The sequence below is a fragment of the Jannaschia sp. L-14R genome (genome assembly GCF_056857695.1).
Window position 1 is genome coordinate 471,533 of sequence record NZ_JBSXNP010000011.1, and the last position, 14,505, is coordinate 486,037.

Consider the following 14,505-nt stretch of genomic DNA (forward strand, 5'->3'; position numbering starts at 1 on the left):
GAAACCGTATATGTGGGGGGAAAAGACGGGAAGAAAACCACATGTCAGACCAAGCCCCCAAGCCGCAGGAATATGGCGCGGATTCCATCAAGGTTCTCAAGGGATTGGAGGCGGTTCGCAAGCGTCCCGGCATGTATATCGGCGATACCGACGACGGGTCGGGTCTGCATCACATGGTCTATGAGGTCGTGGACAACGGCATCGACGAGGCACTGGCCGGTCATGCCACCGAAGTTTCGGTCAAAATTCACGCGGATTCGAGTGTATCGGTGCGCGACAACGGACGCGGAATTCCGGTCGGAATTCACGAAGAAGAGGGCGTCTCGGCGGCCGAGGTTATCATGACCCAGCTGCACGCGGGCGGGAAGTTCGACCAGAACAGCTATAAGGTGTCGGGCGGCCTGCACGGTGTTGGCGTGTCGGTCGTGAACGCCTTGTCGGATTGGCTGGAGTTGCGCATCTGGCGGGACGGCAAGGAACACGTTGCGCGATTTGAGGGCGGATTTACAACCGAACACCTGTCCGTCGTCGGCCCCTCGGACAAGACCGGAACTGAAGTGCGGTTCATGGCCTCGACCGGAACGTTCTCGAACCTCGATTATGTGTTCAAGACACTTGAAAACCGGTTAAGGGAACTGGCGTTCCTGAATTCGGGCGTGAAGATTGTACTGCAAGACGAACGCCCGGCCGAAGCGCTTCGGAGCGAGCTGTTCTATGAGGGCGGCGTCCGGGAATTCGTTCGCTATATCGACCGCAGCAAGACCGCCGTCATGCCCGACCCGATCTATATGATCGGGGAACGTGACGGCATCGGGGTCGAAGTGGCGATGTGGTGGAACGACAGCTATAACGAGATGGTCCTGCCGTTCACCAATAATATTCCGCAACGCGACGGTGGCACTCATCTGGCGGGTCTGCGTGGCGCGCTGACGCGGACGATCAACCTGTATGCGCAGTCCAGCGGGATCGCGAAGAAGGAAAAAGTCAGCTTTACGGGTGACGATGCCCGCGAAGGGCTGACTTGCGTGCTATCGGTCAAGGTGCCGGACCCGAAGTTTTCAAGCCAGACGAAAGACAAGCTGGTGTCGTCCGAAGTACGGCCCGCCGTGGAAAACCTCGTGAACGAAAAGTTGGCTGAGTGGTTCGAGGAAAATCCGCAGATCGCCAAACAGGTCGTAGGTAAAATCATCGAAGCCGCCTTTGCCCGCGAAGCTGCCCGCAAGGCGCGCGAATTGACGCGCCGCAAGACGGCGATGGACGTCGCCTCCCTGCCCGGCAAACTGGCCGATTGTCAGGAAAAGGATCCCTCCAAGGCCGAATTGTTCCTGGTAGAGGGCGACAGCGCCGGAGGGTCGGCCAAACAGGGCCGGTCCCGTCAGAACCAGGCTGTATTGCCTCTGCGCGGCAAGATCCTGAACGTCGAGCGGGCGCGCTTCGACCGGATGCTGGGGTCGCAGGAAATCGGCACGTTGATTACCGCGATGGGCACCGGCATCGGGCGCGACGAATTCAATGTCGGCAAGCTGCGGTATCACAAGATCATCATCATGACGGACGCCGATGTCGACGGCGCGCATATTCGGACGCTGCTGCTAACGTTCTTCTATCGACAGATGCCGCAGATCATCGAGAACGGGCACCTGTATATTGCCCAGCCGCCGCTATTCAAAGTCGGGCGCGGCCGGTCCGAAGTTTACCTGAAGGATCAGACCGCACTGGAAGATTACCTTGTTCAGCAAGGCACCGAAGGTGCGACGCTGCGGCTTCCATCTGGTGAGGAAATTGCAGGCAACGATCTGGATCGCGTCATTCAGGGCGCACGGAATTTCAAGCGCATCCTCGATGCCTTCCCGACGCATTATCCGCGCCATATTCTGGAGCAGGCCGCATTGGCTGGCGCGTTCGAAGCCGGTCAGGCGGATGCCGATCTTCAGGGTGTCGCGGATTCCGTATCACAGCGGCTTGATCAGGTCGCCGAGGAATATGAACGCGGCTGGCAGGGGCGCATCACGCAGGATCACGGTATCAAGCTGGCCCGTGTTCTGCGTGGCGTCGAGGAAGTCCGGACACTGGATGGCGCGGTGTTGCGCTCCGGCGAGGCGCGTAAACTGGCACAGGTGTCGAGCGAGACGCGGGATGTCTATCGCAACCCTGCTCGTCTTATCCGCAAGGACCGGGAAATCATCGTGCATGGTCCCACCGACCTGCTGAACGCGATTCTAGCTGAAGGGGAAAAGGGCCTGTCGCTGCAGCGGTACAAGGGATTGGGTGAAATGAACCCAGGTCAATTGTGGGAAACGACGCTGGACCCTGATGCGCGAACTCTTTTGCAGGTCAAGATCGAGGATATTGCCGAAGCCAATGATGTATTCACCAAGCTGATGGGGGATGTGGTCGAACCACGGCGGGAGTTCATTCAGGATAATGCCCTGTCTGTGGAAAACCTCGATTTCTGATAATGTCGTCGAACCTGTATTTCTTAATACAGAATTGCGCACCAACCTGATTAGTCATTCTTGCGATATTCGGAATTAGTTTAATCGCAATTGCAGTGGTTAAACATCTGCCGTTTATATCCGGCATGGCATTCCATGCCGGATATATCTTGCCGAAAGTCTAATGGGCGTGAGTTTCGCCGAAAAGCTTCAACTTACCCCTTTTTTCCATACCAGTCATGCCGCCAGTCGATCATCTTACCGACCTCTTGGCACTGAGCGTCAATGATCTGCCGCGCCATGGTCTTGATATCTTCATTTGTGCTTTGCTTAAGCGCCACTGCCGCCATTTCGATAGCAGAGGCGTGATGAGGCAATTGCGAATCGATGAATGCCCTGTCGAATGGCGTCTTCTGGGCAAGCTCGCTGGAGCTGTCCATACCATGCATACTGCGTTCATGAGGATGGGGTTCAGTAGCGACCTTTTTCGACCCGTCGATATCATCGAGGATCGATTGTAACTTTTCGATCTCTTTTTTCTGATCTTCGATCATACTCTTGGCGAACTTTACAAGTTCCTGATGCTCGCCCTTGTCTACAGCGACTTCTGCCATGGAAATGGCCATTGAATGGTGCGCAGCCATCATGTCGATAAAGCGAAAATCGGAGTATTCTCCGTTATGGATAAGGTTGGCGGGTGCTTGATTTTGGGAAGTCATCATATTTCTCCGGCTTTAGGGGATGTAAACTTCGAAAACCGGTCGTGGGTTCCTGAGGCGATTGCATCAAACCCCATCACACTGAACTGCATCCATTATACTGATCGCGGCAGCTGCTACCGCATGCATGGCCAACGAATACCTTACGTCGGCATGGGTTGGGATGCTGATGTACGGCTCAATTGTCGGAATTTTCTGGCACCGAGCCAAGGTTGAAACTTCAAACCCGCACCCATCTGGTGAGGCTTATGCGGAACGCGACAGCAGGCCGGAGGGCGGCCTTTGGATACGCCAATCGCTGTCATGACCTGCATATCGCAGACACTCAGCTTTACAGTGGTTGAGTGGTTTAACTGCGGGTCTCATGTCCCTCCCGGGGAAATCATCGAAACGTTTTATTCGGCCAGACAAGTCTCGAAAGAAAGGGACATGTTTCGAAGCAATGTCGGATAAAGCTCTTTCCCGGGTTTGATAATTGCGCCCAACGGATCGAGGGTACCAGCGCGCACTGACGTCCCTTCCATCAGGGTCTTGACGATGCCGGAATTGAACTGAGGTTCCGAAAACACGCAAACAGCCCGAAGGGCGACGATCGCGCTGCGGAGTGCTGCTACCTGCGCCGCAGAAGGGGGCGCTGCGTCCCCGACAGAAATCGCCCCGACCGACTTCAGTCCGAAACGATCTTCGAACGGGCCGTAAGCGTCATGAAAGACCACGAAGCCGCGATCTTTAACGCCATTCAACCGGGTCTGGATTTCCATTGCCAGAGCATCCAGCTCTGCCTGACCGGCTTCTGCATTGGCAGCATATATGATGGCGTTCTCTGGGTCGGCCTTGGCCAGGACATCGGCTATCGCAGCAAGCCAGATCTTGCCGTTAGCAGGGTCGAGCCATGCATGGGCTTCTCTTTCACGCAGGTCAGGGTCGCCGGCGGCGCCGTTTTCATCGCCCTGACCGACCTTGGAGGCATCTGCCGCCTTCGGCAGGATATCAAGAAGTTCGACCGTGATGGCATCATCGGCCAGCGTTTCGATTGCATCGCCCAGCCAAGGCGTCAGCACGTCGCCAGCCCAAAAGACAATCTCCGCCCTGTCTAGCGCATCTGCTTCGGACGGGCGCATGGAATACCCATGCGGCGTCACACCGGGCGGCAGCATAAGGCCCGGAGTTCCGACGCCATCCATTACCCGGGCGACCATCGAATGCACAGGACCGATATCGGCCAGAACGGCAGGAGGTGCCGCCAATGCGGGGAAAGTGATGCACGACAGAACGGCGGCAAGACGGACGGTCATTATGGTCTCCTGACTGAATACAGCATTGCTAGATTGTATGTTATAACATATCAAGTCTTCATGACACCCATCGGATTTGAAAAACATGACCATGCCGACTGTATTGATGCCGCAATCGCGGCAATCGATGTGCAATGCAATATCAACGACCTGCATCTGACTCCGGTCCGTCGGAGGGTTATGGAAATACTGCTCAAGGAGCACCGGGCCGTCGGGGCCTATGATATCCTCGATGTTTTGCGGACTGACGGGATGAGGGCGCAACCGCCCGTGGCATATCGTGCGCTCGACTTTCTGGTGGGGCATGGTTTTGCACATCGGGTCGAGCGTCTGAATGCCTTCGTTGCCTGTACCGCGCCCGGTCAGCCTCATGCTCCGGTCCTTCTGATCTGCCGGAACTGCAACGCCGTGGCAGAAGCCCATGCCGACGCAGGCGCAGCCTTTGGCCAAGCCACGACGGGTGCGGATTTCACAGTCGAACGCGCCGTGATGGAGGCGGAAGGCCTGTGCCCCGTTTGCCGGGGCAGCGCATCGTGAGCCTGATCTCCGTCGAAGGTCTTGAGATACGTCAGGGAGGCCGCCAGATCCTGCATGATGTCACGCTGGCCGTTCGCAAAGGTGAAATCGTGACTATCGTCGGGCCAAACGGGTCGGGCAAATCCACTCTGCTGCGTGCCATGATCGGGGCGATCAGGCCCAGTGCAGGTCGGGTTGTCCGGCAGGAAGGGTTACGGATCGGCTATGTCCCGCAAAGCCTGCCGGTGGATCGCAATCTGCCGCTGACTGTGCGTCGGTTTCTGAGCTTGCCCAAACCTGTAAGCGACAGCGCGGCAAAATCTGCACTGGACCGTGCCGGTCTTCCGCAAGTGGCACGCGCACAGCTTGGCGCGCTATCGGGGGGGCAGATGCAACGGGTTCTTCTGGCCCGCGCCCTGTTGAACGATCCACAGGTTCTGATTCTGGACGAGCCGACGCAGGGCCTGGATCAACAGGGGTCCGCGGCCTTCTACCGCCAGATCGAAGCGATCCGCAGCGAAACCGGCTGCGCCGTCCTGATGGTCAGTCACGAACTGCACGTCGTTATGGCCGCATCAGACCGGGTTATTTGCCTGAACGGTCACATCTGTTGCGAGGGTCACCCCGAACAGGTCGCATCCGCCCCCGAATACCGCGCCCTGTTCGGGACCGGCACCCAAGGCGCACTGGCGCTGTATCGACACGAACACACCCACGATCATCATCATCATCATCACGATCATTCGGACGAGGTTGCGGAGTGATCCTGTTCGACAGCTTCCTGGCGCGGGCAGCCATAGCAGGCGCGGGCGTGGCCATCGCAGCTGCACCGCTGGGATGTTTCGTCGTCTGGCGACGCATGGCGTATTTCTCCGACGCGACAGCGCATGCGTCCATCCTCGGGGTGGCCCTGGCCCTGACTTTCGATGCGCCTGTCTTCGCAGGCGCCATGGTCGTCGCTTTGCTGATGGCACTGCTGATCTCGACGTTGAGCGGTCGGGGGATGGCATCGGACACCGCGCTTGGTGTCGCTGCCCATTCTGCGCTTGCCGTCGGACTGGTCGCCGTCTCGCTGCTTCCCGACGTGAGAATCGATATCGTCGCTTACCTGTTCGGTGACATTCTGGCCGTCGGACACGGCGATATCGCGATCATCTGGGGCGGAGCCACAATAGTGCTGGGATTGCTGTCATGGCGCTGGTCGGCGTTGCTGACCGCGACGCTGGGATCTGATCTGGCCCATGCATCGGGCGTAGATCCACGTCGGGAACAGCTGATCCTGACGCTTGCCCTCGCCATCGTCGTAGCGGTGGCGATCAAGGTTGTCGGCGCATTGCTGATCGGAGCGCTTCTTCTGATACCGGCTGCGAGCGCGCGACGCTTTGCGGCAACGCCCGAAGCGATGGCGCTCATCGCATCCGGAATCGGTATCGGATCTGCGGCTCTAGGAGTCTGGATCTCGTGGATTTTCGACACGCCGACGGGACCGACCATCGTCTGTGTCGCCGCCGCCGCGTTCATTGTGTCGTCAGCCGTCAAGCGGGCTTAGACCACTGGCAAAGGATTTACCGCCAAGACCGCAAAGTTCCTGCGTGTGCATGACGGAGACGAATATTTCAGAACACCTCTAGGGAAAAAATGAAAGGATGATGCGGTCACCGTCCTGCATAACGTAGTCGACACCTTCGTTGTTTTCGACACCGTTGACCTTCATGTTCAGTTTGCTGCCATAGTCGTCGAAGGACTTGCCCCAAGTCGCGAAAAACGTTCCCAGACTGATGTCTTCTTGCCTGACCGTGCCCGAAGCTTCGACGTGAACGGTGCCGTCCGGATCATGGGTGTGCAGCCCGGCCATCCCTGAGCGACGGTTAAAGTTGGGGGCGCCGACAAAGGCCGGGCCGACCCCGATATTGGGCGAGACTTCCCTGCGAACGCCGTTCACATACAGCTCGACTGTCGAGTGCCAGTGCAGCCCGTTCTCGGAAATGATATCAGGATCGTTGTCCTCAGGCGGCAAGGCCATCCAATAGATCGCAGCAACGGCCGCAATTCCCACGGCACCGGCAATAGGTATGAACTTGTTCATTTCAGTGTCCTTCGATTGTTTTCAAGTTTTTTGATTTTGGTCGCTGCACTCGGCCTCTGCATACCATCCTGATCTATCGCCACGTTCCGACCGGTGGCACATGATCCAGCAATGATCATCCAAATTTTCCAAAAGTGAAAATATTGCTGCAATCCAAAAAGGTTATAGATAAAGCTGTCCGATCATTCCGGTGAAGACCATCAAAACCGTAACACTGCCAGAAATCCTTTAGAGGATGTATCCTGACTTTCCAATGCGACGGATCCATACTGCGACAGCTTCGGCAGGAAGCGCCGCGTGCCATGTGTGACGTCTGTTCTGTCTGCTCCGAGTCCAACATGATGGCCCCGCGGAACAGGACACAAAGCCAGACACCAAAAGCGTGGCGCAGGGCGACAGGGGAGATCCCTGCCACGGGATGTCCCATCCCGAATAATCCACAGTTGCGACCTCTCCCAGGAGATGTACGGACCGGAAAAGGTGCCGTCAGGTTCGCTCAGAAGGAAAATCGGAAGATGGGTCTTTGAGCGACTGAAGCACAACTCCATCGAGCCGAAGTTCTCTTGGGGATTCTGCACGGAAACAGCGGCGGATCGGGGACAGAACTTCCAACGCTCTGTTTGAAGCTCCTGGCGACATCTGCGACCTCTTCGATGCACAGGAATGCTGGAACTCCGTCAAGGCTGCTGGATATGCCTCAGGTTAAAAGCAAAATGCTTTAGGCAGGTGAAATAATCTGGCGCGGATCAGGTATCCGTTGTGCAAACGAAAATACTGGCATACTAGTATGCATTATGAGGCGAAGACGATCCACCGTAGAGCGGTCCATTCACCAGAACTGCTGGCAGCAGACGTGGTCAAAAGGCGCCATCCCGATCGATGGTCCGGGACACGCCTGCAACCTGTATTGCACCGATAACGAAGAACGCGCCCGCCGCGTCGTCGCCCCATGACATTCGACGGCGGATCTTAAGATCCGCGTCTGTGACTACTAACAACAAGGATTCCAAAGATGACACTCAGCGGCAAGACAGCAATCGTAACAGGCGGCGGACGCGACATCGGGAAGGCCTGCGTGATGGCTCTGGCAGCCGAGGGTGCGAATGTGGTGATCAACTATCACTCCAGTTCCGTCGGGGCCGACAGCGCCGTGAAGGAGATCCAAGCGGCGGGCGGCAAGGCGTTGGCCCTCAAGGGCAACCTGACCGATCAAAAGGATGTCGACGCCCTGATTGCCAGAACGGTCTAGACCTTTGGTGCGGTCGATGTTCTGGTCAACAACACCGGCGGCCTGGTAGCCCGCAAAACCATCGCTGAAATGGACCTGGCTCATTGGAATGCGGTTATGGACCTGAACCTGACGTCGGCCTTTCTGATGATCAAAGCCTGTCTGCCGCATATGTCGGCGGGCAGCGCCATCGTGAACCTTGCAAGTCAGGCAGGACGCGATGGAGGCGGACCGGGTGCGGTGGCCTATGCCACGTCGAAGGGCGCGATGATGACCTTCACACGCGGTCTGGCCAAGGAACTGGGGCCAGATATTCGGGTCAATGCGATCAATCCAGGCATGATCGACACCGACTTCCACAATATATTTACCAAGGATGCGGTGCGCGCCAACGTCGCCAACGCCACCCCGCTGAAGCGCGAGGGGCGGCCCCAGGAAATCGGTGATCTGGTGGTATTTCTGGCGTCGGACAAGTCCAGCTTCATGACCGGCACCAGTATCGATATAAACGGCGGGCTTTTGATGTCCTGACCCTCAGATCGGCTGAGGATGTCTCGACCGTCTCTCGATATTGGGGGACGGTCTTGACTACATTGGCGGACATCGCCGCCAGTACCGCATCCGGGAGCCCTCCGGTACTGACGGTGCCTTGCGTATCGAAAACTATCCGTCCTCGCCGAAGCTGCCGACGAAACGGCGAGGTCGAGGCCATGTCCTATGACAGCAAGCTCTGTGACGTGGTCGTCGATCCTGCTACACGCCTCAACAGGATATCGTCATCGGATAACTCCATTGCTGCTGAATCAGGATCGCGATCGCGCGCACCAAGGCGCCTGCGACGGCCAGCAAGCGCCAATCGATGAACCTCTTAGCGCTTGATCCATTAAAGGTGACATTTGACGATCATGGTCGATTTCGCCATCGACAAGGACGTGGAAATGGCGACCTTGAAATGCTTCGGAGATGAGACAACTTCAGGGTTCAGCGGACCGCAAACGGCACAATTCTGATGGAACCCATCCGCGTCCATTTGAATATTGGCGATGATGAGCGGTCCGGTCTTTCAGCGTATGGTCGAAGAATTTCCCGGCTGACGAGTTTCGTCAGGCACAAATTGAGAGGGCGATATGAAGAATGCTCGGCGTAAGGACTGCGTGATCGTCGGCGGCGGGCCAGCCGGTCTGACGGCGGCAGTCTACCTGGCGCGGTTTTTGCGTGACACAGAGGTGATAGATGCGGGTGCCGGTCGCGCGGCGCTGATTCCGAGAACCCACAACGTCTCGCCTTTTCCGGATGGCATATCGGGGACGGAGCTTCTGGAGCGGATGCGGCGTAGCGCCCAATCCTATGGTGCTACTCTCACGCAAGGAACCGTTCGGAGCGTGACGGCCGTGCCGGATGGATTTCGGGTTGGAACCGATCAGGGCGATATAGCAGCCCGCACCGTGATTCTGGCCTGCGGCGTGGTCAACCATCGACCGCCAATCGCAGAGGAAGAGCACGACGATGCGGTAGCGCGCGGTCTGATCCGTTATTGTCCGATCTGCGATGCCTACGAGGTGCGCGGCAAGGCCATAGGCGTTCTGGGCGACAGGGATCACGGGGCCGCCGAGGCCGATTTTCTGCGCACCTATTCCGAAAATGTCACCCTGATCCAGCCCTCAGGAACCAGCGCGGCGGTCCACAAATTGCCGAGTTCGCCGACGTCGCCGCTGGCCACACTGACAACCGACGACGACCGTATCGTCACAACGCTGGAAGATGGAAGCGTTCACCGTTTCGACACTCTCTACGCCGCCTTGGGAACCGCGCCCCGCAACGACATCGCCAAGGCGCTCGGGCTGCGACTGAGCAAGGCAGGCTGCATCGAGGTAGATGCGCATCAGCGAAGCTCGCATCCCGGAATCTTCGCCATCGGCGACGTGATCGCTGGGCTCGATCAGATTGCATTCGCGATGGGCCAGGCTGCGGTTGCTGCGACCACTGTGCACAACCAGTTGGCCGGACGAAGCGGAACGTCGAAAAACGCTTGAGTCGATCCTTTGGTCGGCGTCACCGCCGCCGCAGGCAGCGCCCGAAATCCTGCTGTCCGGTACGATCGGTCAGGTGGCAAAGGCGATGTCGACAGTTGCGTATGACTACGCCTCGGTCAGTTTGCTGGCGGACACCGAACAGTCCGACCTCGCCCGTGAACATTCGGAACTGATCGCACGACGGGACAGACAACTGCATGAACTTGGCGGCGACACTCGTCGACTGAGGCACGTATGGCAAAGATAATGATGATCGTGGTGGAGCCTAGGGGAGTCGAACCCCTGACCTCTTGCATGCCATGCAAGCGCTCTACCAACTGAGCTAAGGCCCCTGACCGGTCTGCGATCTACGGCAGGCCCATGGGCGGCGCAAGCAGAAATGTCGCATGCATCGCCCCGGTTTTAAACGACCCGATCAGTCGTCGTCGTCCGAACTGACATCAGCGATTTCGTCCAGCGAGACAGTGTCGTCATCATCGTCGTCTGCCAGAACATCTTCTGCGTCATCTTCCGAATCATCATCGTCCAGATCGACATCGTCGTCGTCCAGCAGCAGATCGTCTTCGGTGGCTTTCTTCTTGGCGTCCACATCGTCCTTGTCGGCGGCAAGGATTCGGGTCTTGGTCCCAGTGTCCACATTCACGGCTTCACCCGTGTAGGGGCTGACGACGGGCGAGCGGTTCATGTCGTAGAAGCGCTTGCCGGTCGTCGGGCAGACTCGCTTGACGCCCCATTCTTCCTTGGGCATGTCGGTTCCTTCATCTCGTCCGGCCAAAAGCGGCCCGGGTGCAGCGAATTGGGGTCGGATGCCACAGGGGGCAAGGGCTGGCAAGCCCCCTGATCGGGGCCTGATTACAGATGGGGGATTTGCTTTGAGCGACACGCTTTGTGTACCGGGAATGCCAGAACTTCTGGTGCATCTTCGCCGTTCTGGCCGATCCCGCCGCATGTCGCTGCGGGTGGGTCGGTCCGACGGGCGTGTGACGCTGTCGATGCCCAAGACCATGCCGTTGGCCGAAGCCCGCGCCTTCATAGATGCCCAGGCCGACTGGATCGCGCGCAACGTCGCCGCCGCCCCGCCTCCCAGGCATGTCATCGTCGGCAGTGCGCTGCCGCTGTTCGGGCGTGAAGTGCCGGTCGTGAAGGGACCAGGCCGATCGGCCCGGTTTACCGGCGATGTCATCGCGGTGCCCGAGGATGACCGCGCAGGGCCGCGCGTAAAGGCATTGATGCAGACCCTTGCGCGTACGCATCTTGCGTCATCCGTCGATCGGTATGCCGACGCTCTGGGACGGGCGCCGACGAAACTGACGTTCCGGGATACCCGGTCCCGCTGGGGTTCCTGTTCGTCGCGCGGAGAGCTGATGTTCAGTTGGCGTCTGATCATGGCACCGACCGACGTGCAGGATTATGTCGTCGCCCACGAAGTCGCCCACCTGGCCCATATGGACCATTCCGCGCGATTCTGGCGACAGGTCGAAGAACTGATGCCCGATTACGGCCCGCGCCGCGCATGGTTGAAACGTGAAGGCGCGGCGCTGCACGCTGTGGATTTCGGCGGGACTTAGGGGCAAGGTCGGCGCATGTTGCTCAATCCGCTTTCCGACGGCACCGGCGCCGCGCACGATCGTCTTTATCGGTCGCTTCGCAGTCGGATCATGCATGGCGAGCTGGACCCCGGCGTATCGCTGACCCTGCGCGGCGTTGGCCGCGACTACGGCGTGTCAATGACCCCCGTGCGCGAGGCGTTGCGCCGTCTGGTCGCCGAAGGCGCGCTGTCGCTGTCGGCTTCGGGCCGCATCACCACGCCCGCCCTTTCGAACGAGCGGATCGAGGAACTTGCCGCCCTGCGGTCACTGCTGGAGCCGGAGCTCGCCCTGCGCGCCCTGCCTCGTGCCCATCTTGCCCTGATCGACCGGATGGAGGCGATCAATACCACCATTGCCGAACAGATCGCCAAACACGATGCTTCAGGCTACATCCGCACAAATCTTGAATTCCATCGCACGCTGTATCTGCGGGCGCAGGCCCCGGCGATGCTGGCCATGGTAGAGACGGTCTGGCTGCAACTGGGGCCGACGATGCGCGCACTCTATGGTCGGCTGAACCGCACCGAACTGCCGATGAACCATCGCCTGATTGTCGCCGCCCTGCGCGCGGGGGACGAACCGGGATTGCGGCTGGCGGTGCGCGCCGATGTCACCAAGGGGCTGCGCCTGCTGGTAAACTGATTGGGAGTGCGTGCAGTTAACTCAGATCAGGAACAGCGTGATCGCCGGAAATGCCACGAGGATCGCTACGCGCAGGATGTCTGACCCGACAAAATACAGTACCGCACGATAGGTCTGCAACATCGGCGTCGCCTTATCCATCGCATTGATAACGAACAGGTTCATACCTACGGGCGGGGTAATCAACCCGACCTCCACCACGATCAGGGTCAAGATGCCAAACCAGATCGCCACCTGTTCGGGGGTCATGCCGAAGTCCAGAACCATGATGACAGGAAAGAAGATCGGGATCGTCAGCAGGATCATCGACAGGCTGTCCATCACGCAACCCAGAAGCAGATAGAAAATCAGGATCACGATCAGCACCGTCACCGGTGCGAACCCCTGATCCACGACCCAGGCCGACATTTCCTGCGGCACCTGCGTCAGCGCCAGGAAGCCGTTGTAGATCGCGGCGCCCAGAACGATGAAGAAGATCATCGCGCTGGATTTTGCGGTCACCATAAAGCTCTCGATCAGGGTCCGACCGGTCAGCCCACCGTTGACCAACGCGATCAGTCCTGTGCCGAGCGCGCCGACCGCCGCCCCTTCTGTCGGCGTGAAGATACCGCCGTAGATGCCACCCACAACGGCGACGAAGACCAGAAGCACTGGCCAGACCGCGCCAAGTTGCCGGAAGCGCTGCGCCATCGGAATGGCCTCGCGGACGCCTGCGGATGTCGGGTTGAGCCGCACATAGATCGAGATGGCGATGACGTAGCCCACCGCCGCAATCACACCGGGCAGGACGGCCGCAAGAAACAGCTTGGCTATATTCTGCTCGGTCAGGATGGCATAGATCACCAGCACGACCGACGGCGGGATCAGGATGCCCAATGTGCCCCCCGCCGCCAAGGTGGCGGTCGAGAAGCCTCCGTCATAACCATAGCGCCGCAATTCCGGCAGGGCGACCCGGCCCATTGTGGCGGCCGTCGCCAGCGACGATCCACAGATCGCGCCAAAGCCTGCACAGGCCCCGATCGCGGCCATTGCCACGCCCCCCTTTCGATGGCCCAGAAATCCCTCGGCGGCTCGGAACAGGGCCTGACTCATGCCACCCAAGGTAGCGAAATGCCCCATCAGCAGGAACATCGGCACAATCGAGAGCGAGTAGGAAGAGAAGGTCGAATAGGTTTCGTTTTTCAATCGGCTGAGTGCGACGGTATTGCCATCGGTCACGTAATACAGGCCAACCAGCCCCGTCACGAACATCGCCAATCCAATCGGCACGCGCAGGAAAATCAGCGCCAGCAGACCTGGAAAGGACCACAGGCCTATTTCGAGGTTACTCACTGCTCCGCACCGTCGGACGCGATAATCGGCGTGCCGGTCGCCAGTTCTGTCAGTCGGACCAGCGCGACATAGGTCCCCACCAGGGCGGACAAGACCGCCCCGACCAATGCCGCTGCATAGGCCCACCAGATCGGAAACTGGATCAGGTAGGTCGTTTCGCCATAGCGCATTTTGGCCTGTGTCCCCTGCCACAACTGCCAGGCAATCAGGATCAGAACGGCGGCAAACAACGTTGCCCACAGAACCGACAGAACCCGGTTCACCCCCTCGCCCAGCATGTTGGTGAAGATATCGACCGCGGCATGGCCGTCGCGCAACTGCGTGATCGGCAGGAACGCAAAAATCGTAAAGGCCATCCCTGCCTCGATCAGTTCGAAGTCGCCGTTGATCGGCCCGATCCCCAGCGACAGAAGCCATATCGCCAGACCGGTCCCGTCCAGCAGGTCCGAATGCAGGACCCCGTTCAGGAAACGCCCGAAGATCGACAGGCACGTCATCACGATCAACGCCGTCAGCACCAGACCACCCAGGGTGGCCATGACGCGGGCAAGCGCCTCCATGATCCGTCGCAGCATTCCCGCCCCTTTGAAAAAGTAACGGGGCGGCATCCGGTCGGACGCAGCCCCATGA

General features: G+C 58.9%; 13 protein-coding genes, 1 tRNA gene and 1 pseudogene. 8 read left to right on the forward strand and 7 right to left on the reverse strand.

What is annotated here, in order from left to right; all coding sequences use genetic code 11:
• Window positions 1–41 precede the first annotated feature (41 nt).
• Window positions 42–2,456: a DNA topoisomerase (ATP-hydrolyzing) subunit B gene (gene gyrB / locus AC13C2_RS15085; RefSeq protein ID WP_339642656.1), complete on the forward strand. Its 2,415-nt coding sequence runs from the start codon at window positions 42–44 to the stop codon at window positions 2,454–2,456.
• Between the two features lie 194 nt (window positions 2,457–2,650).
• Here gyrB and AC13C2_RS15090 read toward each other — a convergent pair whose 3' ends face one another.
• Both AC13C2_RS15090 and AC13C2_RS15095 read right to left on the reverse strand, forming a co-directional pair.
• On the reverse strand, window positions 2,651–3,154 hold the full coding sequence (locus tag AC13C2_RS15090) for a DUF305 domain-containing protein (RefSeq protein ID WP_217638778.1): 504 nt from the start codon (window positions 3,152–3,154) through the stop codon (window positions 2,651–2,653).
• 395 nt (window positions 3,155–3,549) lie between these two features.
• Window positions 3,550–4,449 (reverse strand): zinc ABC transporter substrate-binding protein, encoded by a 900-nt coding sequence (locus tag AC13C2_RS15095; protein ID WP_482887320.1) that lies wholly within the window; start codon window positions 4,447–4,449, stop codon window positions 3,550–3,552.
• Window positions 4,450–4,509: 60 nt separating this feature from the next.
• Between AC13C2_RS15095 and AC13C2_RS15100 the strand changes: the two genes are divergently transcribed.
• Genes AC13C2_RS15100 through AC13C2_RS15110 form a run of 3 tightly spaced genes read left to right on the forward strand, consistent with a single transcriptional unit; the run spans window position 4,510 to window position 6,514 of the window.
• A complete protein-coding gene (locus tag AC13C2_RS15100) occupies window positions 4,510–4,986 on the forward strand; it encodes a helix-turn-helix domain-containing protein (protein ID WP_092761159.1) in 477 nt (158 codons plus the stop codon).
• Complete coding sequence (locus tag AC13C2_RS15105; protein WP_482887321.1) at window positions 4,983–5,729, forward strand: metal ABC transporter ATP-binding protein; 747 nt, start codon at window positions 4,983–4,985, stop codon at window positions 5,727–5,729. Before AC13C2_RS15100 ends, AC13C2_RS15105 begins: the two co-directional genes overlap by 4 nt.
• A complete protein-coding gene (locus AC13C2_RS15110) occupies window positions 5,726–6,514 on the forward strand; it encodes a metal ABC transporter permease (protein ID WP_482887322.1) in 789 nt (262 codons plus the stop codon). Before AC13C2_RS15105 ends, AC13C2_RS15110 begins: the two co-directional genes overlap by 4 nt.
• A gap of 78 nt (window positions 6,515–6,592) precedes the next feature.
• Here the strand turns inward: AC13C2_RS15110 and AC13C2_RS15115 are convergent, their stop codons facing one another.
• Window positions 6,593–6,988, reverse strand: a complete 396-nt coding sequence (locus tag AC13C2_RS15115; RefSeq protein WP_139204643.1) for a ubiquitin family protein — start codon at window positions 6,986–6,988, stop codon at window positions 6,593–6,595.
• Between the two features lie 1,075 nt (window positions 6,989–8,063).
• On the opposite strand from AC13C2_RS15115, the pseudogene AC13C2_RS15120 reads away from it, so the two are divergent.
• Both AC13C2_RS15120 and AC13C2_RS15125 read left to right on the forward strand, forming a co-directional pair.
• Window positions 8,064–8,810, forward strand: a pseudogene (locus tag AC13C2_RS15120) (SDR family NAD(P)-dependent oxidoreductase).
• A 596-nt stretch (window positions 8,811–9,406) separates the two neighbouring features.
• Complete coding sequence (locus AC13C2_RS15125; protein ID WP_424338117.1) at window positions 9,407–10,312, forward strand: NAD(P)/FAD-dependent oxidoreductase; 906 nt, start codon at window positions 9,407–9,409, stop codon at window positions 10,310–10,312.
• Between the two features lie 256 nt (window positions 10,313–10,568).
• Here the strand turns inward: AC13C2_RS15125 and AC13C2_RS15130 are convergent.
• Window positions 10,569–10,644: transfer RNA gene (locus AC13C2_RS15130), tRNA-Ala, on the reverse strand.
• Window positions 10,645–10,727: 83 nt separating this feature from the next.
• Window positions 10,728–11,060 (reverse strand): TIGR02300 family protein, encoded by a 333-nt coding sequence (locus AC13C2_RS15135; protein WP_092759753.1) that lies wholly within the window; start codon window positions 11,058–11,060, stop codon window positions 10,728–10,730.
• A gap of 199 nt (window positions 11,061–11,259) precedes the next feature.
• On the opposite strand from AC13C2_RS15135, the gene AC13C2_RS15140 reads away from it, so the two are divergent.
• Together AC13C2_RS15140 and AC13C2_RS15145 are read left to right on the forward strand one after the other, a co-directional pair.
• Window positions 11,260–11,880 (forward strand): M48 family metallopeptidase, encoded by a 621-nt coding sequence (locus AC13C2_RS15140; protein WP_482887324.1) that lies wholly within the window; start codon window positions 11,260–11,262, stop codon window positions 11,878–11,880.
• 15 nt (window positions 11,881–11,895) lie between these two features.
• Window positions 11,896–12,543, forward strand: coding sequence for a GntR family transcriptional regulator (locus tag AC13C2_RS15145; protein WP_092759749.1), 648 nt, complete (start codon window positions 11,896–11,898; stop codon window positions 12,541–12,543).
• Between the two features lie 21 nt (window positions 12,544–12,564).
• Here AC13C2_RS15145 and AC13C2_RS15150 read toward each other — a convergent pair whose 3' ends face one another.
• Both AC13C2_RS15150 and AC13C2_RS15155 read right to left on the reverse strand, forming a co-directional pair.
• Window positions 12,565–13,875, reverse strand: coding sequence for a TRAP transporter large permease (locus AC13C2_RS15150; RefSeq protein WP_339642176.1), 1,311 nt, complete (start codon window positions 13,873–13,875; stop codon window positions 12,565–12,567).
• Window positions 13,872–14,450, reverse strand: a complete 579-nt coding sequence (locus tag AC13C2_RS15155) for a TRAP transporter small permease (protein WP_482887326.1) — start codon at window positions 14,448–14,450, stop codon at window positions 13,872–13,874. The genes AC13C2_RS15150 and AC13C2_RS15155 overlap by 4 nt, the downstream gene beginning before the upstream one ends.
• Between the last annotated feature and the right edge of the window lie 55 nt (window positions 14,451–14,505).

Bases quoted from the DNA above. Each gene is read 5' to 3' on its own strand.
- gyrB (WP_339642656.1), top strand. From the start codon at position 42: ATGTCAGACCAAGCCCCCAAGCCGCAGGAATATGGCGCGGATTCCATC.
- AC13C2_RS15090 (WP_217638778.1), bottom strand. From the start codon at position 3,154: ATGACTTCCCAAAATCAAGCACCCGCCAACCTTATCCATAACGGAGAA.
- AC13C2_RS15095 (WP_482887320.1), bottom strand. From the start codon at position 4,449: ATGACCGTCCGTCTTGCCGCCGTTCTGTCGTGCATCACTTTCCCCGCA.
- AC13C2_RS15100 (WP_092761159.1), top strand. From the start codon at position 4,510: ATGACACCCATCGGATTTGAAAAACATGACCATGCCGACTGTATTGAT.
- AC13C2_RS15115 (WP_139204643.1), bottom strand. From the start codon at position 6,988: ATGGCCTTGCCGCCTGAGGACAACGATCCTGATATCATTTCCGAGAAC.
- AC13C2_RS15125 (WP_424338117.1), top strand. From the start codon at position 9,407: ATGAAGAATGCTCGGCGTAAGGACTGCGTGATCGTCGGCGGCGGGCCA.
- AC13C2_RS15135 (WP_092759753.1), bottom strand. From the start codon at position 11,060: ATGCCCAAGGAAGAATGGGGCGTCAAGCGAGTCTGCCCGACGACCGGC.
- AC13C2_RS15140 (WP_482887324.1), top strand. From the start codon at position 11,260: ATGTCGCTGCGGGTGGGTCGGTCCGACGGGCGTGTGACGCTGTCGATG.
- AC13C2_RS15145 (WP_092759749.1), top strand. From the start codon at position 11,896: ATGTTGCTCAATCCGCTTTCCGACGGCACCGGCGCCGCGCACGATCGT.
- AC13C2_RS15155 (WP_482887326.1), bottom strand. From the start codon at position 14,450: ATGCTGCGACGGATCATGGAGGCGCTTGCCCGCGTCATGGCCACCCTG.